The organism is Paraliobacillus ryukyuensis (genome assembly GCF_003315295.1).
Classification (GTDB): Bacteria; Bacillota; Bacilli; order Bacillales; family Amphibacillaceae; genus Paraliobacillus; species Paraliobacillus ryukyuensis.
The window spans coordinates 20,998-44,796 of the sequence record NZ_QNRI01000012.1 but is presented as its reverse complement, the minus strand read 5'-3'; the positions used below and the strand labels follow the sequence as shown (position 1 = coordinate 44,796).

Sequence of the window (23,799 nt, the reverse complement as noted above, 5' to 3'; positions counted from 1 at the left end):
TCGGAATCACTTTTTTTAATTACTTTAATGACTAAGCTAGGTTACTGATAAACTTCTTCCTTCGTGAAATGGCCAGATTCAATGATTGTTTCTTCAATGTTATTTCTATTGATTCTAACGGGTTCCAAAAGAATCGAAGGTACATCTTTACTTCCATTGTTAGTTGTTGTTTCTGTTGAAATCGTGTTGCCGTTAGCTATATCCATTGCTAAAGTTGCTGCTTGGTTAGCCAGTGTATCAATCGGTTTGTATACTGTTCCAGTCTGTGTTCCTGCTAAAATACGGTGAATTGCACTCAACTCTGCATCCTGACCGGATATTGGTATATCAGTGTTTTGACCGATAACATTAACTGCAGCCCCGGCTAAAGTATCATTCGCAGCAATAATTCCATCTATCGAGATATTGTTATTATTTAAAAAAACACGTAAGTTTTTCTCAGCAATCTCTTTAGACCAGTTTTCTGTATACTTATCATAAACTAATTTAATATCTCCACTATCTATCAAAGGCTGTAATACATTCATAGCTCCTTCGCGGAAAAATAGGGCATTATTATCTGCCTTGCTTCCACCAATATAGGCAATATTTCCTTCACTCACTTGATCAAGTGTTATTTGTGCTTGCATTTCTCCCACTTTTTCGTTATCAAATGAAATATAATAATCTAGTGGAGCATCCATAATTAATCTATCATATGCAATTACCTTTACCCCTGCATCATGAGCTAATTGGACAGCTTTACTTGCTGTTTTTGAATCAGAAGGTACAATAATAAGTATGTCAATTCCTTCATTAATTAATAATTTTACTTGCTCAATCTGCACATCTTGATTACCATTTGCTGCTAACGTTTTAATATTACCTCCAAGTTCTTTTACTTTGTTTTCAACATTTTCCTTATCGCGATACCATCTGCTCTCTTTCAAAGTATCCAAAGCAAATCCAACATAAACCTTTTCCCCATCCGCTTGCAGTTTGTCAATTCCGTTTGTATTAGTAACCTTATTAGTAGTAGCGCATCCTGCTAAAAGTAAAAGAAGAATAAGGCTAAGTGCTAGTCTCCGTTTCATTGTGTAACCTCCCAACATGATTTTACAACTTAAACTTTTGAACAATTTCTTTCATTCGAGCGACAAGGGTGCTAAGCTCATTTGCTCCCTGTGAGACACTTTCTATCGCATTCTTTTGTTGGATGGCTGAAGCAGAAATTTCTTCTGAACCTGCAGCAGACTCCTCGGATATAGATGCAATGTGTTCGACAGAAGTATTGATCTCATCACCAGCCTGCTTGAAGTAGCGCAGGGTGCCAGATATGTCATCAACTTTTTCAGATATTAATGTGATTTTATCTTTGATATCAAAGAAGTATTTACTCGAGGTCTCAATTTGTTCTTTACCTTTCGTCGCTTCTAAGTATCCGTTATTTAAGTCCTCAACCATTGTCGTCATTTCTTTCTTAATATTAGTTACAATCGAAGTTATGCTATCGGATGATTCTCCGACTTCTTCTGCTAGCTTTCTAACTTCAGCTGCAACGACTGCAAACCCTTTGCCAGATTCACCAGCACGAGCTGCTTCGATGGAAGCATTTAATGCTAATAAATTTGTTTGCTCCGCTATTGACCGAATAACAGTTACAAATTCAGATATACTAGACGTTTCTTTTTCTAATGCATTTACCTTACTAACAGAAGCTTGTACAGTTTGATTGATTCGAGTAATTTGCTCAAGTGAAGCTTGCATCTGCGTGTCTCCATCAATAGATACCTGTAGCACCTCTTTAGAGAATTGAGCTAAGCTTTCCCCGTTACTATTTGCGCCAATAATTCTTGTATTAAAATTTTGCATTTGTTCAGAAATGCTGCTTGCTTCATCGGCTTGACTTGTTGCTCCAGTAGCCAATTCTTCGATGGTGATGGCAACTTGGTCACTTCCTTCTTTAACTTCTGAAGCTACGGTGTTAAAGCTATCAATGTGCATATTTACAGTTTCAGTAACCGATAAGACTTCATTTATCATTTGCCTTAAATTGTTTTTCATTAAATTGATAGAATATGCCAGTCTTCCTAATTCATTTTCGCTATCAATTCTTAAGTCGCTCACATTTAAATTGCCGTTAGCAATTTCATCACTAACGTTAACCACGCTATTTAAGCTGTTCTTGATAGAGCGATTAATAAAGAACATTAGTGTTATCGATATAAATAAAGAAATAGTTAATGATATGATTAAAGTCAATATTGTTGCTTGTGTATTATTTTCTGCATTCGTAATAGCCTCGTTGTTAGTTGTAACTGCTTCCTCGGTTAGTGTCTCTCCTAAAGCGAGTGTTTCATCTTTCAATGCATTGGCCTCAGCTTGCAATTTTGTAAAAGTAGTCGTATTTATATTTTGCACATTAGGTACTATTTCGCTAAAATAGTATTCGTCAAGCTGATGATTATTTTCAATAATTTGATCAAATACTTCCCGCTGATTTTTAGAACTTAATTTTCCGCTTAAGACCTTTGCTTGCTCTACAAAAGTTTCGCTAGTAGATAAATAATCTAGCAGGCGTTCATCAGCTTCATCTATAAGATATTCTGGAATAAATAGAAATTTTTCTTGATAAATAGATATTAGTTCATTCACCTCCACAACAATGTCGTTTTTTTCCTTTGTTTCTTTTATCGAGTGTGTCGTGCGATTTAAAAAGAAATAAGTGAAGATGACGGAAATGATAAATGCAATGATCACAATTGTGAATGCAAGACCATACTTCCATCCGATGGAACGATTCTTCCATAGTCCGTAATTTTTCATATCCAATAACCTCCTGGTGCATATTTATAACTGACTTTCTAACTACTTAATCGACAAAAATATAGATTTCTTTACAGACTATTTTTGGCAAACAAATATAAATGAAATAAATATTTGAGATAAACAATAAAAATAGAAAATGGCCTTGCATTTTAGTATTAAATTTTATATAATGAACAATGTTGGTCATTAAAGGCGATGATGCGGAAGGTTGTTGGCACACCCGGCCCCTTTGCCATGGCGGGGTGCTAAAGAAATTTTCGCGGAGAATGTCTATTAAAAAAATGGGCGAAAAGGAGGGACAATAATGGCAAAAGAGAAAATTAGAATTCGTTTGAAAGCATACGATCACCGTATTCTAGATCAATCAGCAGACAAAATCGTAGATACGGCAAAACGTTCAGGAGCAGGTGTTTCAGGGCCGATTCCATTGCCGACGGAAAAGTCTGTTTATACAATTTTACGTGCGGTTCACAAATATAAAGATTCTCGTGAGCAATTTGAAATGCGCACACACAAACGTTTAATTGATATCGTAAGTCCTACACCACAAACAGTAGATTCGCTAATGCGTTTAGACTTACCATCTGGTGTGGATATTGAAATTAAATTATAATTAGAAACCAATTTTAGGAGGTGTAACGGATGACGAAAGGAATCTTAGGTCGCAAAATCGGCATGACGCAACTTTTCTCTGAAAATGGCGAGTTAACGCCAGTAACAGTTATACAAGCAGAGCCAAATGTTGTCTTGCAAAAGAGAACAATGGACAACGATGGTTATGAAGCAGTGCAACTAGGTTTTGCAGACAAAAAAGAATCTCGTTCTAACAAACCAGCCAAAGGGCATGCTGCAAAAGCGAGCACGAACCCTAAGCGCTTCATTCGTGAATTCCGTAACGTTAATCTTGATGACTATGATTTAGGTCAGGAAGTAAGCGTAGAGGTATTCCAAGCAGGAGATGCAATAGATGTAACAGGAACTTCAAAAGGGAAAGGTTTCCAAGGTGCGATTAAACGTCATAATCAATCACGCGGACCAATGACTCACGGTTCTCGTTACCACAGACGACCAGGTACAATGGGTGCTATTGACCCAATGCATGTTTTCAAAGGTAAAAAATTACCTGGACAAATGGGTGGAGAGCAAATTACAATTCAAAACCTTGAAATAGTAAAAGTAGATGCAGAACGCAACCTTTTACTTGTTAAAGGAAATGTTCCTGGAGCAAAAAAATCATTCGTAAAAATCACGAGTGCAATCAAGGCTAACTAATAATTAATTGAAGGGAGGATATGTCATGCCTAAAGTAGCACTATATAATCAAAGCGGATCGCAAGTAGGCGATGTGGAATTAAGTGATGCAGTATTTGGTATTGATCCAAATGAACATGTATTACATGATGCAGTAATAATGCAACAAGCGTCTCGTCGTCAAGGGACACACGCTGTAAAAAACCGTTCAGAAGTGAGTGGTGGAGGACGTAAACCATGGCGTCAAAAAGGTACCGGTCGTGCACGTCAAGGTTCTATTCGCTCACCACAATGGGTAGGTGGAGGAACAGTATTTGGCCCAACACCACGTAGCTACAGCTACAAATTACCTAAAAAAGTACGTCGTTTAGCACTTCGTTCAGCTTTTTCTTCTAAAGTAAAAGAAGAAAGCTTAGTTGTGTTAGAAAGTCTATCTTTTGATGCACCTAAAACAAAAGAAGTTGTTAACTTGTTTAATGTATTAAACGTTGACACAAAAGCATTGATTGTTACAGCAGACAACAATGAAGTAGTAGCACGTTCAGCTAGTAACTTACCAAATGCAAAAGTATTACCAGTAAGCGAAGTTAGTGTTCTTGACTTGCTTACGCATGACAAGCTGATTATCACTAAAGATGCAGCGGAAAAAGCAGGGGAGGTGCTTGCATAATGAAAGATCCACGTGATATTATTAAGCGCCCGATTATTACGGAACACTCTGCAGACCTAATGGCTGATAAAAAATATACGTTTGAGGTTAATCCAAAAGCCAACAAAACGGAAATTAAACAAGCTGTTGAATTAATCTTTGATGTGAATGTTGTTAAAGTGAACACCATGAATCTTAAAGGAAAATTCAAACGTATGGGTCGATACGGAGGATTCCGTCCGGATCGTAAAAAAGCTGTTATTCAGCTTTCTGAAGACAGTAAAGAACTAGAATTTTTCGAAAGTGTTTAATATAACGCTATAAAAAAAGGAGGGAAAAGAGATGGCGATTAAGAAGTACAAACCAACTTCCAATGGTAGACGTGGTATGTCAGGATCTGATTTTGCTGAAATCACAACTACAGAGCCAGAAAGAACGTTACTTAGTCCAATACACAAACGTGGAGGACGTAATAATCAAGGTAAATTAACTGTTCGTCATCAAGGCGGTGGTCACAAACGTAAATACCGCATTATCGATTTCAAACGTGACAAAGATGGAATACCAGGTCGCGTTGCTACAGTTGAGTACGATCCAAACCGTTCTGCTAACATAGCACTAGTGCATTACGCAGATGGAGAAAAACGTTATATCTTAGCTCCAAAAGGAATTCAAGTAGGTCAAGAAATCCACTCAGGAGAAAATGCTGATATTAAATTAGGAAATGCTTTGCCGCTTGCAAACATTCCAGTTGGTACTATCATTCATAACGTTGAATTAAAACCAGGTCGTGGAGGACAGCTTGCTCGTTCTGCTGGATCTCAGGCACAAATTCTAGGACGTGAGGATAAATATGTCTTAGTTCGACTAACATCAGGTGAAGTTCGTTTAGTATTAGGTACTTGTCGAGCAACAATCGGTCAAGTAGGAAACTTAGAACATGAATTAATTAACGTTGGTAAAGCAGGACGTTCTCGTTGGAAAGGCGTACGCCCTACAGTTCGTGGTTCTGTAATGAACCCTAACGATCACCCACACGGTGGTGGTGAAGGACGCGCTCCTATCGGTCGTAAATCACCAATGTCACCTTGGGGCAAACCAACACTTGGTTACAAAACGCGTAAGCGTAACAAACCATCAGATAAATTTATTGTACGTAAACGTAAAAAATAACGGGGTTGTAAGACGGGGGATAACGCCCGTCAGACAATCACGAAGGGAGGTTTATACATGGGTCGCAGTTTGAAAAAAGGACCTTTCGTAGATGACCATTTGATGAAAAAAGTTGAAAAACTTAACGAAGGCGATAAAAAACAAGTAGTAAAAACTTGGTCACGTCGTTCTACTATTTTCCCTAACTTTGTTGGACACACAATCGCTGTATATGACGGACGTAAACACGTACCTGTATATGTAACAGAAGATATGGTTGGACATAAATTAGGTGAATTCGCGCCAACACGCTTATTTAGAGGGCACGCAGGCGATGATAAGAAAACTAAACGCTAAATAGGAGAGGAGGCACTCTTGATGCAAGCTAAAGCTGTTGCAAAAACTGTACGAATTGCTCCTCGTAAAGTTCGCTTGGTAATTGATTTAATCCGAGGAAAAAATGTTGGAGAAGCAATTGCAATTCTAAAGCACACACAACGAGGCGCTTCGCCAGTTGTTGAAAAAGTTTTAAATTCTGCTATCGCAAATGCAGAACACAATTATGAAATGAACCCAGAAGACTTATATGTATCTGAGGCATTCGTAAACGAGGGTGTAACACTAAAACGTTTCCGCCCACGTGCACAAGGTCGTGCGAGTCAAATTAATAAAAGAACCAGCCATATCACTGTGGTTGTATCAGAAAAGAAGGAGGGATAATCTGTGGGTCAAAAAGTTAATCCGATAGGACTTCGTGTCGGCGTTATCCGTGATTGGGAATCAAAATGGTACGCTGGTAAAGATTATGCAGACTTATTACATGAAGATATTAAAATTCGTGAATATGTTGAACAACGTCTAAAAGATGCCTCTGTTTCAAAAATTGAAATTGAGCGTGCAGCTAACCGAGTAAACATTTCCATTTCTACTGCAAAACCTGGAATGGTAATCGGTAAAGGTGGTTCTGAAGTAGAAGCACTTCGTAAATCTTTAAACGCACTAACTGGCAAAAAAGTTCATATCAACATCGTTGAAGTGAAAAAAGCAGACATTGATGCAACATTAGTAGCAGAAAATATCGCACGTCAATTAGAAAATCGTATTTCTTTCCGTCGTGCACAAAAACAAGTTATTCAACGCGCTATGCGTGCGGGAGCTAAAGGTATTCGTACTCAAGTTTCTGGTCGTCTAGGCGGAGCAGATATGGCTCGTGCAGAAAGCTATAGCGAAGGGACTGTACCACTTCATACCTTACGTGCTGATATCGATTATGGTACTGCAGAAGCAGATACAACATACGGTAAATTGGGCGTAAAAGTATGGATCTATCGTGGAGAAGTCCTTCCAACTAAAAATAATAAGTAAGGAAGGGGGCACGCATTATGTTAATGCCTAAACGTGTAAAACATCGTAAGCAACATCGTGGTAAAATGAATGGTAAAGCAAAAGGCGGCACGTCAGTTGCCTTTGGTGAATATGGATTACAAGCTGTTGAAGCTTCTTGGATTACAAGTCGTCAAATTGAGTCAGCTCGTATTGCGATGACTCGTTATATGAAACGTGGCGGTAAAGTATGGATTAAAATTTTCCCAGACAAACCTTACACTGCAAAGCCTCTAGAAGTTCGAATGGGTTCTGGTAAAGGTGCTCCTGAAGGATGGGTAGCAGTAGTAAAACCGGGAAAAATTATGTTTGAAATTGCTGGAGTTTCTGAGGAAGTAGCGCGTGAAGCACTACGTCTTGCTTCTCATAAACTACCGATTAAAACTAAGTTTGTAAAACGTGAAGAAATTGGTGGTGAAATCAATGAAGGCTAATGAAATTAGAGAATTAACCACTGCCGAAATTGAACAAAAGATTAAATCATTAAAAGAAGAGCTTTTTAACTTACGTTTTCAGTTAGCTACTGGTCAATTGGAAAACACTGCACGTCTTCGTGAAGTTCGTAAATCCATTGCACGCATGAAAACTGTTGTACGTGAAAGAGAGCTTAGCGTAAATAACTAGTGAAAACGAGAGGAGGTTAACCTCAAATGACTGAGCGTAATGATCGTAAGGTTTACACTGGTCGTGTTGTGTCTGACAAAATGGACAAAACGATCACTGTACTAGTAGAAACTTATAAATTCCATAAACTTTATGGAAAACGTGTGAAATATTCAAAGAAATTCAAAACGCATGATGAAAACAACCAAGCTAAAGTCGGCGATGTTGTTTCTATTATGGAAACTCGTCCATTGTCAGCAACTAAACGCTTCCGTCTAGTTGAAGTTGTGGAAGAAGCAGTAATTATCTAAGTTAAAAGAAGAGTTCGCTCGGATTAATTCCGAAGGGAGGTAACGACAGTATGATTCAGCAAGAGTCTCGTTTAAAAGTAGCAGATAACTCAGGTGCACGTGAAGTACAGGCGATTAAAGTACTAGGCGGTTCTGGTCGTAAAACTGCTAATATTGGTGATGTAATCGTGTGTTCGGTAAAACAAGCAACACCAGGTGGCGTTGTCAAAAAAGGTGAAGTTGTAAAAGCTGTTATCGTACGCACAAAAAGCGGTGTTCGTCGTAAAGATGGTTCATACATTCGATTTGACGAAAATGCAGCGGTAATTATACGTGATGATAAAGGGCCAAGAGGTACACGTATCTTTGGACCAGTTGCACGTGAATTGCGTGATGCGAAATTCATGAAAATTGTATCTCTAGCTCCAGAGGTACTATAATATAACATGGAATACAGGCATGCGCTGACTTGTTATTGTTTAGAAATAATATGTTGGCCATCTGTTTTTAATGAAAAAAGCTCGTAATGATAAGCCTTGTAAGGAGGTGCGTTTAGTATGCATGTAAAAAAAGGTGATAAAGTACAAGTGATTTCTGGTAAAGATAAAGGCAAACAAGGAACAATTCTAGTTGCTTATCCGAAGAAGGATCGTGTTCTTGTCGAAGGTGTAAATATGGTTAAAAAACACACAAAGCCTTCTCAAGACAATCCACAAGGCGGAATTCTTGACCAAGAAGCTCCAATTCATGTCTCCAATGTATTACCGATTGACCCTAAATCTGGGGAACCAACTCGTGTAGGATATGAAGAACGTGACGGAAAAAAAGTTCGTATCGCTAAAAAATCCGGTGAAGCGTTAGATAAATAATTATTGCTGTGAAAGGAGGGCTACTCGATGAACGAACTAAAGAATAGATATCAAAGCGACATCGTTTCATCATTAGTGGAAAAATTCAACTATGATTCAGTTATGCAAGTACCAAAAGTTGAAAAAATCGTAATCAACATGGGTGTTGGAGATGCGGTGCAAAACTCAAAAGCATTAGATAGTGCAGTAGAAGAGTTAGCATTAATCTCAGGACAACAACCATTAGTAACAAAAGCAAAAAAATCAATTGCAGGCTTTCGTTTGCGTGAGGGGATGCCAATCGGGGCAAAAGTAACCCTTCGTGGTGAACGTATGTATGAGTTCTTGCAAAAGCTTATTGACGTATCACTTCCACGTGTGCGTGATTTCCGTGGTATTTCTAAAAAAGCTTTTGACGGAAGAGGTAACTACACATTAGGCGTGAAAGAACAATTGATTTTCCCAGAAATAAATTATGACAACGTAAGTAAAATTCGTGGTATGGACATCGTGATTGTTACAACTGCAAACACTGATGAAGAATCACGTGAATTACTAACTCAACTTGGCATGCCTTTCCAAAAATAAGCGATAGAGCTAATAAAAGGAGGGAAAATAGTGGCTAAAAAATCAATGGTTGCGAAACAAAAACGTCCAGCAAAATTTAAAGTGCAAGAATATACACGTTGTGAACGTTGCGGACGTCCACACTCTGTAATCCGTAAATTTAAACTTTGTCGTATTTGTTTCCGTGAACTTGCCTATAAAGGTCAAATTCCTGGAGTCAAAAAAGCAAGCTGGTAAACCCCGATTAGGGAAGGAGGTAATATTTAATGGTTATGACAGATCCAATTGCAGATATGTTAACACGTATTCGTAACGCCAACATGGTTCGCCATGAGAAGCTAGAGCTTCCTGCATCAAAATTAAAAAATGACATTGCAGATATCTTAAAACGTGAGGGCTTTGTTCGTGATTATGAATACATTGCAGATGATAAACAAGGTGTACTTCGTATATTCTTGAAATATGGTACAAACGAAGAGCGTGTTATTTCTGGACTAAAACGAATTAGTAAACCAGGATTGCGTGTCTATGCGAAAGCAAACGAAATCCCTAAAGTATTAAACGGATTAGGAATTGCGATCGTATCTACATCAAAAGGTGTGCTATCAGATAAAGAAGCTCGTGAGCAAGCTATTGGTGGCGAAGTATTAGCATACGTTTGGTAATAAAAAGTTAACAGGATAGGAGGTGCCCCAAAGATGTCTCGTATAGGTTTTAAAATTCTTGAAATCCCTGAAGGTGTTGAAATCAAAAATGATAACAACAAAGTGACTGTTAAAGGTCCAAAAGGGGAATTGACTCGTCAATTAAACGAAGAAATGACAATTAAAATTGAAGACAACGTGCTAACGGTTGAAAGACCAAGCGAAAGCAAAAAGCATCGCGCTTTACACGGTACAACTCGCAGCTTGATCGGAAACATGGTTGAAGGTGTATACAAAGGTTATGAAAAAGCACTAGAAATCCAAGGTGTAGGTTACCGTGCTCAAAAACAAGGTGATAAAGTTATCATTAATGCTGGTTACTCTCATCCAGTTGAACTTGAGCGTCAAGAAGGAATTGAAATTGAGGTTCCATCTAACACTCGTGTAGTGGTAAAAGGAATCGACAAACAACTTGTTGGAGCTGTTGCTGCTAATATCCGTGCTATTCGTCCACCTGAACCTTATAAAGGAAAAGGTATCCGATATGAAAACGAAAAAGTACGTCGTAAAGAAGGTAAAACAGCGAAGTAAGGTTAGTAATCAATAGACTGCAATAATTATTGATTAGGGAGCAGAAAGGAGTGACCTAAATGATCACAAAGCCAGACAAAAATTTGGTACGTAAAAAAAGACATCGTCGTGTGCGTCGAACACTTTTTGGAACTGTAGAGCGTCCTCGTTTAAACGTATACCGTTCAAACAAACACGTTTACGCACAACTAATTGATGATATCGCTGGTGTTACGCTAGCAAGCGCGTCAACAGTAGAGAAAGACTTTGATCTTGAAAGTACTGGAAACGTAGAAGCTGCTAAAAAAGTTGGAGAACTAATCGCAACTCGTGCACAAGAAAAAGGCTTTAACAACGTGGTTTTTGACCGTGGAGGTTATCTATATCACGGACGTATTCAAGCATTAGCAGATGCTGCCCGCGAGGCAGGTCTTGAATTTTAATTAAAAAGGAGGGACATACATTGCGTACTAATATTGACCCGAATAAATTAGACTTAGAAGAACGCGTAGTTACAATTAATCGCGTAGCTAAAGTAGTTAAAGGTGGACGTCGTTTCCGCTTTGCGGCATTAGTAGTCGTTGGAGACAAGAATGGACACGTTGGTTTTGGTACTGGTAAAGCACAAGAGGTACCAGACGCGATTAAAAAAGCAGTCGATGATGCAAAGAAAAACTTGGTTACTGTACCAATGGTGGGTACAACTATTCCACATCAAATCCATGGTGAATTTGGTGCGGGAAATATCTTACTAAAACCAGCTGCTGAAGGTACTGGAGTTATTGCAGGTGGACCTGTTCGTGCGGTACTTGAACTAGCAGGTGTTGGAGATATTCTTTCTAAATCATTAGGCTCGAATACACCAATTAACATGGTTCGTGCAACAATCAATGGTCTTGCTGGTTTAAAACGTGCAGAAGATGTAGCTAAACTACGTGGCAAATCAGTAGAAGAACTGTTAGGATAAGGAGGGAAATAACATGGCTAAAAAGTTAGAAATTACCCTCACGCGCAGTGTCATCGGCAGATCTGAAGTGCAAAAAGCAACGATTCAAACATTGGGATTAAGAAAGATCAATCAATCTGTAGTCCGTGAAGATACGCCTGCGGTTAGAGGCATGATAGATAAAGTATCGCATCTAGTAGCGGTTAAAGAAGCATAAAACATTAGCGCAAAGAGGAGGTGCTCGCATGAAACTTCATGAATTGAAACCATCACAAGCTCGTAAACAACGAAATCGTGTAGGTCGTGGAATGTCCTCCGGTAACGGAAAAACATCTGGACGTGGTCATAAAGGACAGAAAGCTCGTTCAGGAGGTGGCGTTCGTCTAGGGTTTGAAGGTGGACAAATGCCATTGTTCCAACGCTTACCAAAACGAGGATTTACAAACATTCACCGTAAAGAATTTGCGATTGTAAATCTTGACACTTTAAATAAATTTGAAGAAGGTACAGAAGTAACACCTGAGCTTTTACTTGAAACAGGTCTAGTGAGTAAGCTAAAAGCCGGCATTAAAGTTCTTGGAAATGGAAATATGGAAAAGAAACTTACTGTAAAAGCTCACAAGTTCTCTGCTTCTGCTAAAGAAGCAATTGAGGCAGCGGGCGGTAAAACTGAGGTGATTTAATGTTCCGTACAATCTCCAATTTTGTACGTGTAAAGGATATTAGAGACAAAATTGTTTTTACATTATTAATGCTGATTGTCTTTCGACTTGGAACATTTATTCCTGTTCCATTTACCAATCGAGATGCAATTGGATTTATGAATGACCAGCAAAGTGTATTTGGCTTCCTAAATACATTTGGAGGCGGGGCATTGAAGAATTTCTCTATTTTTGCAATGGGGATTATGCCTTATATTACTGCCTCCATTATTATGCAACTATTGCAAATGGATGTAGTACCAAAGTTCACGGAATGGAAAAAGCAAGGTGAGGTTGGTAGACGTAAGCTAGCACAATTTACTAGATACGCTACTATCGTTCTTGCATTCATTCAAGCAACTGCAATGTCTATTGGTTTTAATGCCTTGGCTAGTGGTCAATTGATTGAAAACCCAGGCATTACGACATATATTGTCATCGCAATCGTATTAACAAGTGGAACAGCATTTCTAATGTGGCTGGGTGAACAAATTACTTCACATGGTGTGGGTAATGGGATTTCCATTATCATCTTTGCAGGGATTGTTGCAGCAATACCAAATGGTATTAACCAGTTGATTGAGCAATACTTTGGTGGCGATGTAGGTAATGATCTATTTATTAACATCGTAATTGTTGCATTAATTGCATTAGTAGTACTTGCGGTAGTTGTTGCAGTTATTTTCATTCAACAAGCTTTGCGTAAGATTCCGATCCAGTATGCAAAACGTTTAGTTAACCGTTCAACGGTTGGTGGTCAATCCACTCATTTACCATTAAAAGTGAATGCCGCAGGTGTTATACCAGTTATCTTTGCTGTATCTTTCATCATGGCACCGAGAACGATTGCAGGATTTTTTGATGGAACGGTTGCAAATACAATTGAAACGATTTTTAATTATACGCAACCAATCGGAATGGTGATTTATGTAGCATTGATTATTGCATTCACCTACTTCTATTCATTTGTGCAGGTTAATCCAGAACAAATGGCAGAGAACCTTAAAAAGCAAGGTGGCTATATTCCTGGTATACGTCCAGGTCACAATACAGAAACTTATCTTACAAGAGTGCTGTACCGATTAACATTTGTTGGTTCTTTATTCCTTGCTGCAGTAGCCGTTCTACCATTAATTTTAGGTAGCATAGCGAATTTGCCACAATCCGTACAAATTGGTGGTACTAGCTTATTAATTGTTGTAGGGGTTGCGTTGCAAACAATGAAACAATTAGAAAGCCAGCTAGTAAAACGACACTATAAAGGTTTTATTAAATAATGATGCATTACCATGAATGAGAGCGAGGGGAAAGTGCAGTGAATTTAATTCTAATGGGTCTTCCTGGTGCTGGTAAAGGTACGCAGGCAGAAAAGATAGTAGAAAAATATCAAATCCCTCATATTTCAACTGGAGATATGTTCCGTCTAGCAATGAAAGAAGGAACAGATCTTGGTAAAAAAGCAAAAACATTTATGGATCAGGGAGCTTTAGTTCCTGATGAAGTCACAATTGGGATTGTACGTGAACGTCTTACTAAGGCTGATTGTAATGGTGGGTTTCTCTTAGACGGCTTCCCAAGAACAATTGCTCAAGCAGAGGCTTTAGAAGACTTACTTCATGATATGAATCGATCTTTAGATTATGTGGTACACGTTGAAGTTCCACAAGACCAGCTAATGGAACGATTAACTGGTCGTCGGATTTGTCCAACGTGTGGAACAACTTATCATGTCAAATTCAATCCTCCAAAACAGGAAGGAATTTGTGATATCGATGGTTCAGAACTTATTCAAAGAGAAGATGATCGTCCAGAAACTGTTGCGAAGCGTTTAGAAGTGAACGCAGAGCAAACAAAGCCAATGCTAGACTTTTATCATGACAAAGGATACCTTGTCTCCATTGATGGTTTACAAGATATTGACAAAGTTTTCACAGATATCGATGAAAAACTTCAAACATTATAGTAGGTAGTTTGTGCAAATGCTTATGGAAAATTGATATGTATATTATGTCAAAGTTATTTGCACATCAATACCAACTAACAATTAATATATACTAATTTATTGATGCATAAACTCAAATGTTTTCATGCACATTGAAAATGTATATAATAAAGATGATGAGTTAACAATGTTAGTTAGATTCATTATCAGCAAAACCAGGTGCCCGCCTTTCCAATATATCGCATGTGATAAACAGCTTGTGTAAGCATACAGTAAAGATGTTTTATTTTTTGTGTACTCGCGCAGAAAAAGTCAAAAATTCTTTGGCTTCATGATAGAAAGCGGGATATGTCAGATAACAACTTTTGCGGATAATTGGACGGTTGTCACAGAACATGGTAAAATATATGTTTGTTTTCAATATATTTTAAAACAATAAAAGGGTATGTTACATTATACTAAGACCCTAAGTGAAGGTGATCATGTTTGAATGATGCGGATTCGTATCCCCAGATAGGTCAAGTTGTTCAAATTTTACAAGGAAGAGAAGCAGGTCAGTATGCTATCGTAATTAATATAGTTGATGATCGCTTTGCTTTACTTGCTGATGGAGAAAAAAGAAAGTATGATCGACCAAAGAAGAAAAACTTAAATCATGTTGTGCCGATGAACTTTATCTCTCCAGAAGTAAAAGATAGCCTTCTAGAAACTGGTCGCGTTACAAATGGTAAGCTGCGTTTTGCTATATCAAAATTTGTCAATGAAGTAGTGACTGATTTGAAGAAGGGAGATCAACTCGATGGCGAAAGACGATGCAATTGAAGTAGAAGGTACTGTTACTGACACATTACCGAATGCAATGTTTAAAGTTGAATTAGAGAATGGGCATACCGTTTTAGCTCATGTTTCTGGTAAGATCCGTATGCACTTTATTCGAATTTTACCTGGAGACAAGGTGACGGTTGAACTTTCTCCATATGATTTAACTAGAGGACGTATTACGTACCGTTATAAATAATGATAAGCTCCGATACAAGAGGAGGTATGGGTGATGAAGGTAAGACCATCTGTAAAACCAATGTGCGAAAAATGTAAGGTTATTCGTCGTAAAGGAAAAGTTATGGTAATCTGCGAAAACCCGAAGCATAAACAAAAACAAGGCTAAATACTAAGGAGGTGCACAGTTCACATGGCACGTATTGCAGGTATTGATATTCCACGTGAAAAGCGTGTAGCAATTTCATTAACGTATATCTATGGTATTGGTAAATCAGCTGCGAAAGAAATCCTAGCTGAAGCTGGTGTTTCTGAAGATACACGCGTTCGTGATTTAACCGAAGATGAATTGACAAGAATCCGTTCAGCAGTTGATAATCGTACTGTAGAAGGTGATCTTCGTCGTGAAGTTTCATTAAACATCAAACGTTTAATTGAAATTGGATCATACAGAGGACTTCGTCATCGTAGAGGTTTACCAGCCCGCGGACAAAAGACGAAAAACAACTCTCGTACACGTAAAGGCCCACGTAAGACAATGGCTAACAAAAAGAAATAAATCATAAAGGAGGTTCATTAAACGAATGGCTCGTAAAACAAATACGCGAAAAAAACGTGTGAAAAAGAATATAGACACTGGCGTCGCACACATTCGCTCTACTTTTAACAACACAATTGTTACGATTACAGATGTGCAAGGTAATGCGATTAGCTGGAGCAGCGCTGGTGCGCTAGGTTTTAAAGGTTCTCGTAAATCTACTCCATTTGCTGCACAAATGGCTGCAGAAGCAGCTGCAAAAGGTGCACAAGAACACGGAATAAAAACTTTAGAAGTTACTGTAAAAGGACCAGGAGCTGGACGTGAAGCAGCAATCCGTTCACTACAGGCAGCTGGAATTGAAGTTACTGCCATTGTTGATGTAACACCTGTTCCTCACAATGGTTGTCGCCCACCAAAACGTCGTCGTGTATAATAAATAGATTCCGTATAGAATTTGTTATACTTGTCTATAATGGGGTATGATGGCTTGAAGTAGAAACGTTGACAGGTAACGCGGAGGATCGAATTTGAGCATTCTAATCACCATCGCATACAGACAGATGATAGTATACGAATGAACATAGTGCAGAAACGGGAACTGCCTACATGAGGAATTTCGGTTAGAAGAATGTTCTAACCGGGGTTTCGACGTTTGAAGGAGGGTTTATTAATGATCGAAATTGAAAAGCCAAAGATTGAAACCGTAGAAATCGCTGATGATGCTACATTTGGAAAGTTTGTCGTAGAACCACTAGAACGTGGATATGGGACTACACTAGGAAACTCCTTGCGTCGTATTCTATTATCCTCACTTCCTGGTGCTGCTGTAACATCCGTACAAATGGATGGCGCATTACATGAATTTTCAACGATTGACGGTGTTGTAGAAGACGTGACAACGATTATCCTTAACCTTAAGAAGTTGGCACTTAAAATCTATTCTGATGAAGTAAAAACATTAGAAATAGATGTGCAGGGAGAAGGCGTTGTTACCGCTGCGGATATTACGTATGATAGTGATGTAGAGATTCTAAATCCGGATCTTCATATAGCTACATTAGGAAGCAATGCATCCTTGAACATGAAAATGACTGCTGAACGCGGCCGTGGTTATCGCCCAGCAGAAGCTAATAACCATGATGATCTTCCAATTGGAGTAATACCAGTTGATTCGATCTTCACCCCAGTATCTCGTGTTACTTATCAAGTGGAAAATACTCGTGTAGGGCAAATTACCAACTTTGATAAGTTAACAATGGATGTGTGGACAGATGGAAGTATCCGTCCTGAAGAGGCAATCTCGTTAGGTGCTAAAATCTATACTGAACATTTAAATATTTTTGTTGGTTTAACAGACGAGGCACAAAATGCAGAGATCATGATCGAAAAAGAGGAAGATCAAAAAGAAAAAGTACTTGAAATGACAATCGAAGAGTTAGATTTATCCGTGCGTTCTTATAACTGCTTGAAGCGTGCTGGAATTAATACAGTACAAGAACTTGCGAATAAATCAGAAGAAGATATGATGAAAGTACGTAATTTAGGACGAAAATCTTTAGAAGAAGTGAAACACAAGCTTGAAGATTTAGGATTAGGCTTGCGTAAAGAAGATTAGTCATATCTTCACACCTTGAGATATTTCGGAAAAGGGAGGGATAATCCATGGCTAGAAAACTAGGTCGTACGACAGATGTACGTTTAGCATTACTTCGAAGTCTTGCTACTGACTTAATTATTCATGAACGTTTAGAAACAACAGAAGCAAAAGCAAAAGAACTACGCTCCGTTGTAGATAAAATGATCACTTTAGGGAAACGTGGTGACCTTCATGCGCGTCGCCAAGCAGCTTCTTATCTATACAGCAAAGAGGCTAGCGAAACTGAAGATGTAGTGCAAAAACTATTCTCAGATATAGCTACACGCTATGAAGAACGTCAAGGCGGTTACACACGTGTGTTGAAATTGGGACCACGTCGCGGTGATGGCGCTAAAATGGCAGTAATTGAGTTAGTATAAAGATTAACAGATGAAGTAAGGGCTTAGACAGAATCTCTCCAAGAGGTGAATCGAAGCCCTTTTTGTTTACTATCAATAAAAATAATTCATTATTTGCCGTTGACATACCAATTGGGGAAGGTCAACGGATTTTTTGTGTCTTTTAGATACGTGTAATTTTGAAATGTGTCAGAAAGTTATTCTTCACTACATCATACGTCAATAAAATGCAGAATCGGGCATTATCATTCGGCGAAACTATGATAAAATATTCAAGTAAAAGCAGTGATAATATGTAATATACAGCCATTTCATTATAAAATGACATTTCCCGTAGTAAATATTTATTTCCGGGGAAATATTTCGTTGATTTTTGGAGGAGCATAGATGAGCAGAGCATATATTGAATTTCGAAATGTATTTTTTCGATATAGTGAAGATCAGCCATGGGTGTTAAAGGATGTTAGTTTCCGTATTTTTTCGGACCAGTGGGTGGCCATTATTGGACACAATGGTTCTGGGAAATCAACAATAGCAAAATTAATAAACGGATTGTTAACTCCCGAAAAAGGAGAAATTATTGTTGATGGTTTACCAGTAAATGAGGATACCATATGGGAGATAAGAAGAAAGGTGGGGATGGTTTTTCAAAACCCTGATAATCAATTTGTTGGTACGACTGTTCGGGATGATGTAGCATTTGGATTAGAGAATAGAGGCGTTGAGAGAAGAGAAATGATTAGGCGAATAGATGAAAGCCTAAAAGCCGTAGCAATGGCTGATTATCGATTGCAAGAACCACATCGTTTATCAGGGGGACAAAAACAACGGGTAGCTATTGCAGGTGTTTTAGCCATTTCTCCACAAGTTATTATTTTGGATGAAGCAACAGCTATGTTGGATCCAAAAGGAAGAAAAGAAATTATGGATACCGTAAATGAACTTAGAACACAAGAGCGTATTTCTTTAGTCACCATCACGCACGATTTAAACGAAATTACGCAAGCTGATCAAGTTATTGTAATGAATCAAGGAGAAGTTTATCTGGAAGCAACACCTAGAGAAGTGTTTTTAGAGGAAACGCTGTTACAAACGATTGGTTTGGATGTTCCATTTGTAGCTAAGTTAGCTAACGAATTGAATAAGGATGGAAACATTATTAGTAAACAACCACTAAATCAAGAGGAGTTATTAGAAGAGCTATGGACATATCATTCAATCAAGTAAGCTATACGTACCAACCAAATACCCCTTTTGAACATCATGCATTAAAGGATCTTTCGTTTACTATTCCATCTGGTTCGTTTGTAGCTGTCGTCGGTCATACTGGTTCAGGTAAATCAACCCTTATTCAGCACTTAAATGGATTACTGCGACCAACGGCAGGTAAAGTGCAAATTGGTGATTATCACCTTATGGCTAATAAAAAGGTGACATCAATTAAATCGCTCCGCAAGCATGTTGGTGTGGTATTTCAATATCCAGAACATCAGTTATTTGAAGAAACGATTAAGAAAGATATTGCGTTTGGTCCACGTAATTTTAATACTCCGCAAGCTGAGATTGAAAAAAGAATTCCTGAAGTCATGGCTGCCGTTAATTTACCGTTAGCGATATTAGAGAGGCCTCCATTTGACCTCAGTGGGGGACAGATGCGAAGAGTAGCGATAGCTGGTGTACTAGCTATGGATCCTTCTGTTCTAGTCCTAGATGAGCCTACGGCAGGCCTAGATCCGAAAGGACAACAACAGATCATGGATATGTTTTATCAGCTACATCAAGAAAAAAAACTAACGACGATTTTAGTTACACATAGTATGGAAGATGCGCTGCGTTATGCTGATCACATGATTATCCTCGATCATGGATCGAAGTATATGGAAGGTAGACCGGTAGATATATTTAAAGAAAAGGAAAAATTACAAGCTGTTCAATTAGATTTGCCCGAAATCATTCATTTTCTAAGACGTATTGAGGAACGATTTGGTATTTCAATTCCTTATCGAAAACAAACAATGGCTGAATTAGCTACGGAGATAAAAACGAAACTAAAGGGAGTAAGCAAGCATGAATAATGGTATTTTAATTGGACAATATGTACCAAGTGATTCGTTCATCCATCGTTTAGATCCTAGAACAAAGATCATGACCATCTTTTTCTTTGTTATTTTTGTTTTCTTTGCTAATTCAACACTAAGTTATGCTTGGTTAACGCTCTTTGCGTTAACGGTCACTTTCGCTACAAAGATAAGGTTTATATTTATTCTTAAAGGATTAACACCTGTATGGTTTTTAATTGTATTTACATTTTTGTTACATTTATTTGTAACGAAAGAAGGAACTGTCTTAATAGAAGCTTTCGCCTTGAAGATATATTCTGGAGCGATCATTCAAGGGGTTGCGATATCATTTCGCTTCTTTCTATTGATACTAGTAACATCTCTATTAACGCTAACAACAACTCCTATAGAGATTACGGATGCAATTGAAAGTCTATTACACCCGTTAAAAAAAATAAAGTTCCCAGTACATGAACTAGCATTGATGATGTCGATTTCCTTACGCTTTATTCCTACACTGATGCAAGAAACAGAAAAAATCTCAAAAGCACAAGCTTCTAGAGGGGTAGATTTTCGAACAGGTCCATTGAAAGATCGGATTCAAGCGGTTGTACCGTTACTCGTACCATTGTTCGTAAGTGCATTTAAGCGAGCGGAGGAACTTGCGATGGCAATGGAGGCGCGCGGGTATCAAGGTGGCGAAGGAAGAACGAAGCTACGCGAATTAAAAATGGAAACAATCGATATCATTTCACTGATTACTTTTGCTGTTGTCATTCTCGTACTGTTTTTCTTACGGACATAAAGGAGATAGGATAAGATGCGCATGTTAGCGACAGTAAGTTATGATGGAACAGCCTATGCTGGCTATCAAGTTCAACCGAATGCAGTAACGATTCAAGAAATAATTGAAAAATGTTTGAGAAAAATGCACAAAGGTCAGGCGATCCGCATACACGCTTCGGGTCGAACAGATGCAAAGGTACATGCGATTGGTCAGACATTTCATTTTGATACGAATTTAGCCATTCCGGAACACAATTGGAAACAAGCTCTGAATGCACTTTTACCAAATGATATCTTTATTTCCTCTGTACAGCAAGTTGCGGATGATTTTCATGCGCGATTTGATGTGACAGCTAAAGAATATCGCTATTATGTACGAAATGCAAAAGATCAAGATGTTTTCCAACGTAATTATAGTTTTCATGTCGGTGAAACGATGAATTTAGCAAAAATGCAACAAGCTTGTCATTTTATTGAGGGAGAACATGACTTCACCTCTTTTTGTGCAGCTAACGCTGGAGTAAAAGGTAGTAAAGTACGGACGATCTATCAAGCTACTTGTGAAAAGAACAGGGATACACTTATTTTTACTTTTAAAGGAAGCGGGTTTCTTTATAACATGGTGCGTATTTTAGTAGGTACACTTTTGGAGATTGGGAAAGGGAAACGTGAACCTAGCGATATAGTAGAGATTTTAACTAGTAAAGACCGCACAAAGGCTGGAAGAACCGCACCTGCTCATGGATTATTTCTACAGTCTGTGACATATCAGTGATAGCTATTCAAGAAAATGAGAACCTTCTCTCTCTTTAATGCAGAAAAATTCTATAAAAACAACGTATCCAGGCGATTTTTTATTGACTTTAGGGCCGAGTTGTTATATGATGGTTTATGGCATTTTATTTCTATACCACGATTAGCCCCGGAAAGTTAATTGTGTAGAATATAAGAGCAAACGATAAAAAAACAACTGAAACGCAACAATATTACAGAGGATTTTTATATACAGGAGGTTAACAAAATGCGCACAACTTTCATGGCAAATGAAGCAAACATTGAACGCAAATGGCTTGTAGTTGATGCAGAAGGCCAAACACTAGGTCGTCTATCTAGTGAAGTAGCTGCGATCCTACGTGGAAAGCATAAACCAACTTACACGCCACACGTTGATACTGGTGACCATGTGATCATTATCAATGCAGACAAAATCGAATTAACTGGTAAAAAGTTATCTGATAAACTTTATTACCGTCACTCCAACCACCCAGGTGGATTGAAATCTCGTACAGCAGAGGAAATGCGTACGAAATACCCTGAGCAAATGCTTGAATTAACAATCAAAGGGATGCTTCCAAAAGGTAGCCTTGGTCGTAAAATGGGTAAGAAATTGCACGTGTTTAGAGGTTCAGAACATAATCACCAAGCACAAAAACCAGAAGTTTACACACTTCGCGGATAATTAAAAGGAGGTAACAGATAGTGGCACAAGTACAATACTACGGCACCGGTCGCCGTAAAAGCTCAACTGCTCGTGTACGTTTAGTTCCAGGAACTGGACGTATCATCGTAAATAAACGTGATGCGGAAGATTACTTCCCATACGAAACACTTCGTACAATCATTAAACAACCATTAGCTGCAACGGAAACTGAAGGTAGCTATGATGTATTAGTAAACGTTGATGGTGGAGGATTCACTGGTCAAGCTGGTGCAATTCGTCACGGCGTTTCTCGTGCGTTATTAGAGGCTGATCCAGAATACCGTTCCGTACTAAAACGTGAAGGATTCTTAACACGTGATGCTCGTATGAAAGAGCGTAAGAAATACGGTCTTAAAGCAGCTCGTCGTGCACCACAGTTCTCAAAACGTTAATATATCAATGTTTAAAGCACCTAATCCAAAGTTGGTTAGGTGCTTTTTTCATGCTTAATTTTATCCTTTGACTATATTTTGACTCCATTTACAACAAAGGTTTGCCCTCTTTGCCCTTATGAAGCAGGGAGGGTTTTTTAATGTCTGTATTTGGATACCTTTGAATACACCATCCTAAAATTCATCTAATTTGTGAATTATAACGAGAAATATATAATTTCACCGCAAAAAGGTGAATTACCGTACGATCTTCTTATTGCTACAGGGTCAGAAGTCAATGTAGCAATTGAAGCTCAACGAATTTTAGCAATGGAAGTATCGATGTATCTGTCGTTTCCATGCCAGCTTTGATCTATTTGAAGCATAATCTGTGGAATACAAAGAATCTGTCTTACCAACAACCGTGAAAAAGCATGTTTCAATTGAAATGGATCAAGTTTCGGTTGGAAGCAATACGTTGGGGGTCAAGGTATATTCTTTTCCATTAATCGATAAGTTGTAAACGCGATTTATTTTTATCATTTTGATTGGAATAGAAGATCCCCATCTTAGTTGGTTGGGGATTTTTGATTGACGAAAGATCATTGATACCATTTTTCAATCTAATTCATTGTTAAGTTATTCGTTATTTAATGTTTAGGTTTGTTGTTTATATTATAAAGCGAATATTGTTCCTTAATTATTTGATCTATAGAAGCTTGCTTTATTCTTTGCAGTAATTGATCTGCTCGCTTATTTGCTAAATATAGTGGTACCTTAAATTCATGAGCCAAAAAAGACCCCCACTGATAATCAAATTGAGGCATAACCATGTCTTTTATCATAAAAAATGGCATAGAAGCGTATAACATAAATTGATTTGCTTGCCTTTCTTGTAACGCTGTAAAAGTATCAATACCTTCTAATTGATCTCCGTAATGTCGCAAAGGATGACACAATTCATGAAAAAAAATCGCTCGAACCTCTTCATTACTTTTATTTGGATTTAAGAATATGGCAGCATCTTCTTCATCCCAAATTGCTAATTCCTTTGCGTTTTCCATAAAAATAATGTCTACTTTCAATTTTCGAGAAACATTGTTAATGGTTAAATCAGACAAAGTTAAAATCCCATGCTTTTTATATAAGTTTTCTAACCAAGTTTCTAAGTCAGTTTTGTGATAGGATTCAAACATAATATACCTCCATAAACGAG

Annotated in this window: 40 protein-coding genes; 37 read left to right on the top strand and 3 right to left on the bottom strand. The window is 38.1% G+C overall.

The window, feature by feature from the left end:
- Nucleotides 1–41 precede the first annotated feature (41 nt).
- A complete protein-coding gene (locus tag DES48_RS13975; RefSeq protein ID WP_245911475.1) occupies nucleotides 42–1,073 on the bottom strand; it encodes a sugar ABC transporter substrate-binding protein in 1,032 nt (343 codons plus the stop codon).
- A gap of 22 nt (nucleotides 1,074–1,095) precedes the next feature.
- Complete coding sequence (locus DES48_RS13970; RefSeq protein ID WP_113869963.1) at nucleotides 1,096–2,805, bottom strand: methyl-accepting chemotaxis protein; 1,710 nt, start codon at nucleotides 2,803–2,805, stop codon at nucleotides 1,096–1,098.
- 307 nt (nucleotides 2,806–3,112) lie between these two features.
- Between DES48_RS13970 and rpsJ the strand changes: the two genes are divergently transcribed.
- From rpsJ to DES48_RS16450, 37 genes are all read left to right on the top strand, one after another.
- Nucleotides 3,113–3,421 (top strand): 30S ribosomal protein S10, encoded by a 309-nt coding sequence (gene rpsJ / locus DES48_RS13965; protein WP_079708159.1) that lies wholly within the window; start codon nucleotides 3,113–3,115, stop codon nucleotides 3,419–3,421.
- Nucleotides 3,422–3,450: 29 nt separating this feature from the next.
- Nucleotides 3,451–4,080 (top strand): 50S ribosomal protein L3, encoded by a 630-nt coding sequence (gene rplC / locus DES48_RS13960; RefSeq protein ID WP_079708158.1) that lies wholly within the window; start codon nucleotides 3,451–3,453, stop codon nucleotides 4,078–4,080.
- Nucleotides 4,081–4,105: 25 nt separating this feature from the next.
- Nucleotides 4,106–4,729 carry a 50S ribosomal protein L4 gene (gene rplD / locus DES48_RS13955; RefSeq protein ID WP_079708157.1) on the top strand — a complete coding sequence of 208 codons (624 nt, stop codon included), beginning with the start codon at nucleotides 4,106–4,108 and terminating at the stop codon, nucleotides 4,727–4,729.
- Nucleotides 4,729–5,019 (top strand): 50S ribosomal protein L23, encoded by a 291-nt coding sequence (rplW, locus tag DES48_RS13950; protein WP_079708156.1) that lies wholly within the window; start codon nucleotides 4,729–4,731, stop codon nucleotides 5,017–5,019. The genes rplD and rplW overlap by 1 nt, the downstream gene beginning before the upstream one ends.
- Nucleotides 5,020–5,050: 31 nt before the next feature.
- Nucleotides 5,051–5,881: a 50S ribosomal protein L2 gene (gene rplB, locus DES48_RS13945; RefSeq protein WP_079708155.1), complete on the top strand. Its 831-nt coding sequence runs from the start codon at nucleotides 5,051–5,053 to the stop codon at nucleotides 5,879–5,881.
- 57 nt (nucleotides 5,882–5,938) lie between these two features.
- Complete coding sequence (gene rpsS / locus DES48_RS13940) at nucleotides 5,939–6,217, top strand: 30S ribosomal protein S19 (RefSeq protein ID WP_079708154.1); 279 nt, start codon at nucleotides 5,939–5,941, stop codon at nucleotides 6,215–6,217.
- Nucleotides 6,218–6,238: 21 nt separating this feature from the next.
- A complete protein-coding gene (gene rplV, locus DES48_RS13935; RefSeq protein WP_079708153.1) occupies nucleotides 6,239–6,580 on the top strand; it encodes a 50S ribosomal protein L22 in 342 nt (113 codons plus the stop codon).
- Nucleotides 6,581–6,583: 3 nt separating this feature from the next.
- Nucleotides 6,584–7,225: a 30S ribosomal protein S3 gene (gene rpsC / locus DES48_RS13930; protein WP_113869962.1), complete on the top strand. Its 642-nt coding sequence runs from the start codon at nucleotides 6,584–6,586 to the stop codon at nucleotides 7,223–7,225.
- Between the two features lie 17 nt (nucleotides 7,226–7,242).
- The gene (gene rplP / locus DES48_RS13925; RefSeq protein WP_079708151.1) at nucleotides 7,243–7,677 is read left to right on the top strand and encodes a 50S ribosomal protein L16; all 435 of its coding nucleotides are present in this window, start codon (nucleotides 7,243–7,245) and stop codon (nucleotides 7,675–7,677) included.
- Nucleotides 7,667–7,867 carry a 50S ribosomal protein L29 gene (rpmC, locus tag DES48_RS13920; protein ID WP_018934219.1) on the top strand — a complete coding sequence of 67 codons (201 nt, stop codon included), beginning with the start codon at nucleotides 7,667–7,669 and terminating at the stop codon, nucleotides 7,865–7,867. The genes rplP and rpmC overlap by 11 nt, the downstream gene beginning before the upstream one ends.
- A gap of 26 nt (nucleotides 7,868–7,893) precedes the next feature.
- Nucleotides 7,894–8,157: a 30S ribosomal protein S17 gene (gene rpsQ, locus DES48_RS13915; RefSeq protein ID WP_079708150.1), complete on the top strand. Its 264-nt coding sequence runs from the start codon at nucleotides 7,894–7,896 to the stop codon at nucleotides 8,155–8,157.
- Between the two features lie 50 nt (nucleotides 8,158–8,207).
- On the top strand, nucleotides 8,208–8,576 hold the full coding sequence (rplN, locus tag DES48_RS13910) for a 50S ribosomal protein L14 (RefSeq protein ID WP_079708149.1): 369 nt from the start codon (nucleotides 8,208–8,210) through the stop codon (nucleotides 8,574–8,576).
- 117 nt (nucleotides 8,577–8,693) lie between these two features.
- The gene (gene rplX, locus DES48_RS13905; RefSeq protein ID WP_079708148.1) at nucleotides 8,694–9,005 is read left to right on the top strand and encodes a 50S ribosomal protein L24; all 312 of its coding nucleotides are present in this window, start codon (nucleotides 8,694–8,696) and stop codon (nucleotides 9,003–9,005) included.
- Between the two features lie 27 nt (nucleotides 9,006–9,032).
- Nucleotides 9,033–9,572 carry a 50S ribosomal protein L5 gene (gene rplE / locus DES48_RS13900; RefSeq protein ID WP_113869961.1) on the top strand — a complete coding sequence of 180 codons (540 nt, stop codon included), beginning with the start codon at nucleotides 9,033–9,035 and terminating at the stop codon, nucleotides 9,570–9,572.
- Nucleotides 9,573–9,602: 30 nt separating this feature from the next.
- On the top strand, nucleotides 9,603–9,788 hold the full coding sequence (locus DES48_RS13895; RefSeq protein WP_079708146.1) for a type Z 30S ribosomal protein S14: 186 nt from the start codon (nucleotides 9,603–9,605) through the stop codon (nucleotides 9,786–9,788).
- Between the two features lie 29 nt (nucleotides 9,789–9,817).
- The gene (rpsH, locus tag DES48_RS13890; RefSeq protein WP_079708145.1) at nucleotides 9,818–10,216 is read left to right on the top strand and encodes a 30S ribosomal protein S8; all 399 of its coding nucleotides are present in this window, start codon (nucleotides 9,818–9,820) and stop codon (nucleotides 10,214–10,216) included.
- A 33-nt stretch (nucleotides 10,217–10,249) separates the two neighbouring features.
- A complete protein-coding gene (gene rplF / locus DES48_RS13885) occupies nucleotides 10,250–10,786 on the top strand; it encodes a 50S ribosomal protein L6 (RefSeq protein ID WP_113869960.1) in 537 nt (178 codons plus the stop codon).
- A 59-nt stretch (nucleotides 10,787–10,845) separates the two neighbouring features.
- The gene (rplR, locus tag DES48_RS13880; protein WP_079708143.1) at nucleotides 10,846–11,208 is read left to right on the top strand and encodes a 50S ribosomal protein L18; all 363 of its coding nucleotides are present in this window, start codon (nucleotides 10,846–10,848) and stop codon (nucleotides 11,206–11,208) included.
- Between the two features lie 20 nt (nucleotides 11,209–11,228).
- Nucleotides 11,229–11,732 carry a 30S ribosomal protein S5 gene (rpsE, locus tag DES48_RS13875; RefSeq protein WP_079708142.1) on the top strand — a complete coding sequence of 168 codons (504 nt, stop codon included), beginning with the start codon at nucleotides 11,229–11,231 and terminating at the stop codon, nucleotides 11,730–11,732.
- A 13-nt stretch (nucleotides 11,733–11,745) separates the two neighbouring features.
- Entirely contained in the window at nucleotides 11,746–11,928 is a 183-nt protein-coding gene (gene rpmD / locus DES48_RS13870) for a 50S ribosomal protein L30 (protein ID WP_079708141.1), read from the top strand.
- Nucleotides 11,929–11,956: 28 nt separating this feature from the next.
- Nucleotides 11,957–12,394: a 50S ribosomal protein L15 gene (rplO, locus tag DES48_RS13865; RefSeq protein ID WP_113869959.1), complete on the top strand. Its 438-nt coding sequence runs from the start codon at nucleotides 11,957–11,959 to the stop codon at nucleotides 12,392–12,394.
- Nucleotides 12,394–13,689 (top strand): preprotein translocase subunit SecY, encoded by a 1,296-nt coding sequence (secY, locus tag DES48_RS13860; RefSeq protein ID WP_113869958.1) that lies wholly within the window; start codon nucleotides 12,394–12,396, stop codon nucleotides 13,687–13,689. The genes rplO and secY overlap by 1 nt, the downstream gene beginning before the upstream one ends.
- 38 nt (nucleotides 13,690–13,727) lie before the next feature.
- The gene (locus DES48_RS13855; protein WP_079708138.1) at nucleotides 13,728–14,375 is read left to right on the top strand and encodes an adenylate kinase; all 648 of its coding nucleotides are present in this window, start codon (nucleotides 13,728–13,730) and stop codon (nucleotides 14,373–14,375) included.
- Between the two features lie 465 nt (nucleotides 14,376–14,840).
- Nucleotides 14,841–15,176 (top strand): KOW domain-containing RNA-binding protein, encoded by a 336-nt coding sequence (locus DES48_RS13850; RefSeq protein WP_079708137.1) that lies wholly within the window; start codon nucleotides 14,841–14,843, stop codon nucleotides 15,174–15,176.
- A complete protein-coding gene (gene infA, locus DES48_RS13845; protein WP_003464670.1) occupies nucleotides 15,154–15,372 on the top strand; it encodes a translation initiation factor IF-1 in 219 nt (72 codons plus the stop codon). Before DES48_RS13850 ends, infA begins: the two co-directional genes overlap by 23 nt.
- Nucleotides 15,373–15,405: 33 nt before the next feature.
- Complete coding sequence (gene rpmJ, locus DES48_RS13840) at nucleotides 15,406–15,519, top strand: 50S ribosomal protein L36 (RefSeq protein WP_003720928.1); 114 nt, start codon at nucleotides 15,406–15,408, stop codon at nucleotides 15,517–15,519.
- A 24-nt stretch (nucleotides 15,520–15,543) separates the two neighbouring features.
- Nucleotides 15,544–15,909, top strand: coding sequence for a 30S ribosomal protein S13 (rpsM, locus tag DES48_RS13835; RefSeq protein ID WP_079708136.1), 366 nt, complete (start codon nucleotides 15,544–15,546; stop codon nucleotides 15,907–15,909).
- A 25-nt stretch (nucleotides 15,910–15,934) separates the two neighbouring features.
- Entirely contained in the window at nucleotides 15,935–16,324 is a 390-nt protein-coding gene (gene rpsK, locus DES48_RS13830) for a 30S ribosomal protein S11 (protein ID WP_079708135.1), read from the top strand.
- Nucleotides 16,325–16,561: 237 nt separating this feature from the next.
- Nucleotides 16,562–17,506, top strand: a complete 945-nt coding sequence (locus DES48_RS13825) for a DNA-directed RNA polymerase subunit alpha (protein WP_079708134.1) — start codon at nucleotides 16,562–16,564, stop codon at nucleotides 17,504–17,506.
- A 47-nt stretch (nucleotides 17,507–17,553) separates the two neighbouring features.
- Complete coding sequence (rplQ, locus tag DES48_RS13820) at nucleotides 17,554–17,907, top strand: 50S ribosomal protein L17 (protein ID WP_113869957.1); 354 nt, start codon at nucleotides 17,554–17,556, stop codon at nucleotides 17,905–17,907.
- Between the two features lie 366 nt (nucleotides 17,908–18,273).
- Nucleotides 18,274–19,113: an energy-coupling factor ABC transporter ATP-binding protein gene (locus tag DES48_RS13815; protein ID WP_113869956.1), complete on the top strand. Its 840-nt coding sequence runs from the start codon at nucleotides 18,274–18,276 to the stop codon at nucleotides 19,111–19,113.
- Nucleotides 19,089–19,961 (top strand): energy-coupling factor ABC transporter ATP-binding protein, encoded by an 873-nt coding sequence (locus tag DES48_RS13810; protein WP_113869955.1) that lies wholly within the window; start codon nucleotides 19,089–19,091, stop codon nucleotides 19,959–19,961. The genes DES48_RS13815 and DES48_RS13810 overlap by 25 nt, the downstream gene beginning before the upstream one ends.
- The gene (locus DES48_RS13805; RefSeq protein WP_113869954.1) at nucleotides 19,954–20,751 is read left to right on the top strand and encodes an energy-coupling factor transporter transmembrane component T family protein; all 798 of its coding nucleotides are present in this window, start codon (nucleotides 19,954–19,956) and stop codon (nucleotides 20,749–20,751) included. Before DES48_RS13810 ends, DES48_RS13805 begins: the two co-directional genes overlap by 8 nt.
- A gap of 15 nt (nucleotides 20,752–20,766) precedes the next feature.
- Nucleotides 20,767–21,507, top strand: coding sequence for a tRNA pseudouridine(38-40) synthase TruA (truA, locus tag DES48_RS13800; RefSeq protein WP_113869953.1), 741 nt, complete (start codon nucleotides 20,767–20,769; stop codon nucleotides 21,505–21,507).
- Nucleotides 21,508–21,753: 246 nt separating this feature from the next.
- A complete protein-coding gene (gene rplM / locus DES48_RS13795; RefSeq protein ID WP_079708128.1) occupies nucleotides 21,754–22,191 on the top strand; it encodes a 50S ribosomal protein L13 in 438 nt (145 codons plus the stop codon).
- Between the two features lie 20 nt (nucleotides 22,192–22,211).
- The gene (gene rpsI / locus DES48_RS13790) at nucleotides 22,212–22,604 is read left to right on the top strand and encodes a 30S ribosomal protein S9 (RefSeq protein WP_079708127.1); all 393 of its coding nucleotides are present in this window, start codon (nucleotides 22,212–22,214) and stop codon (nucleotides 22,602–22,604) included.
- A gap of 370 nt (nucleotides 22,605–22,974) precedes the next feature.
- On the top strand, nucleotides 22,975–23,106 hold the full coding sequence (locus tag DES48_RS16450) for a hypothetical protein (protein WP_281269250.1): 132 nt from the start codon (nucleotides 22,975–22,977) through the stop codon (nucleotides 23,104–23,106).
- Nucleotides 23,107–23,233: 127 nt separating this feature from the next.
- Here DES48_RS16450 and DES48_RS13785 read toward each other — a convergent pair whose 3' ends face one another.
- On the bottom strand, nucleotides 23,234–23,779 hold the full coding sequence (locus DES48_RS13785; protein ID WP_113869952.1) for an ImmA/IrrE family metallo-endopeptidase: 546 nt from the start codon (nucleotides 23,777–23,779) through the stop codon (nucleotides 23,234–23,236).
- Nucleotides 23,780–23,799 lie beyond the last annotated feature (20 nt).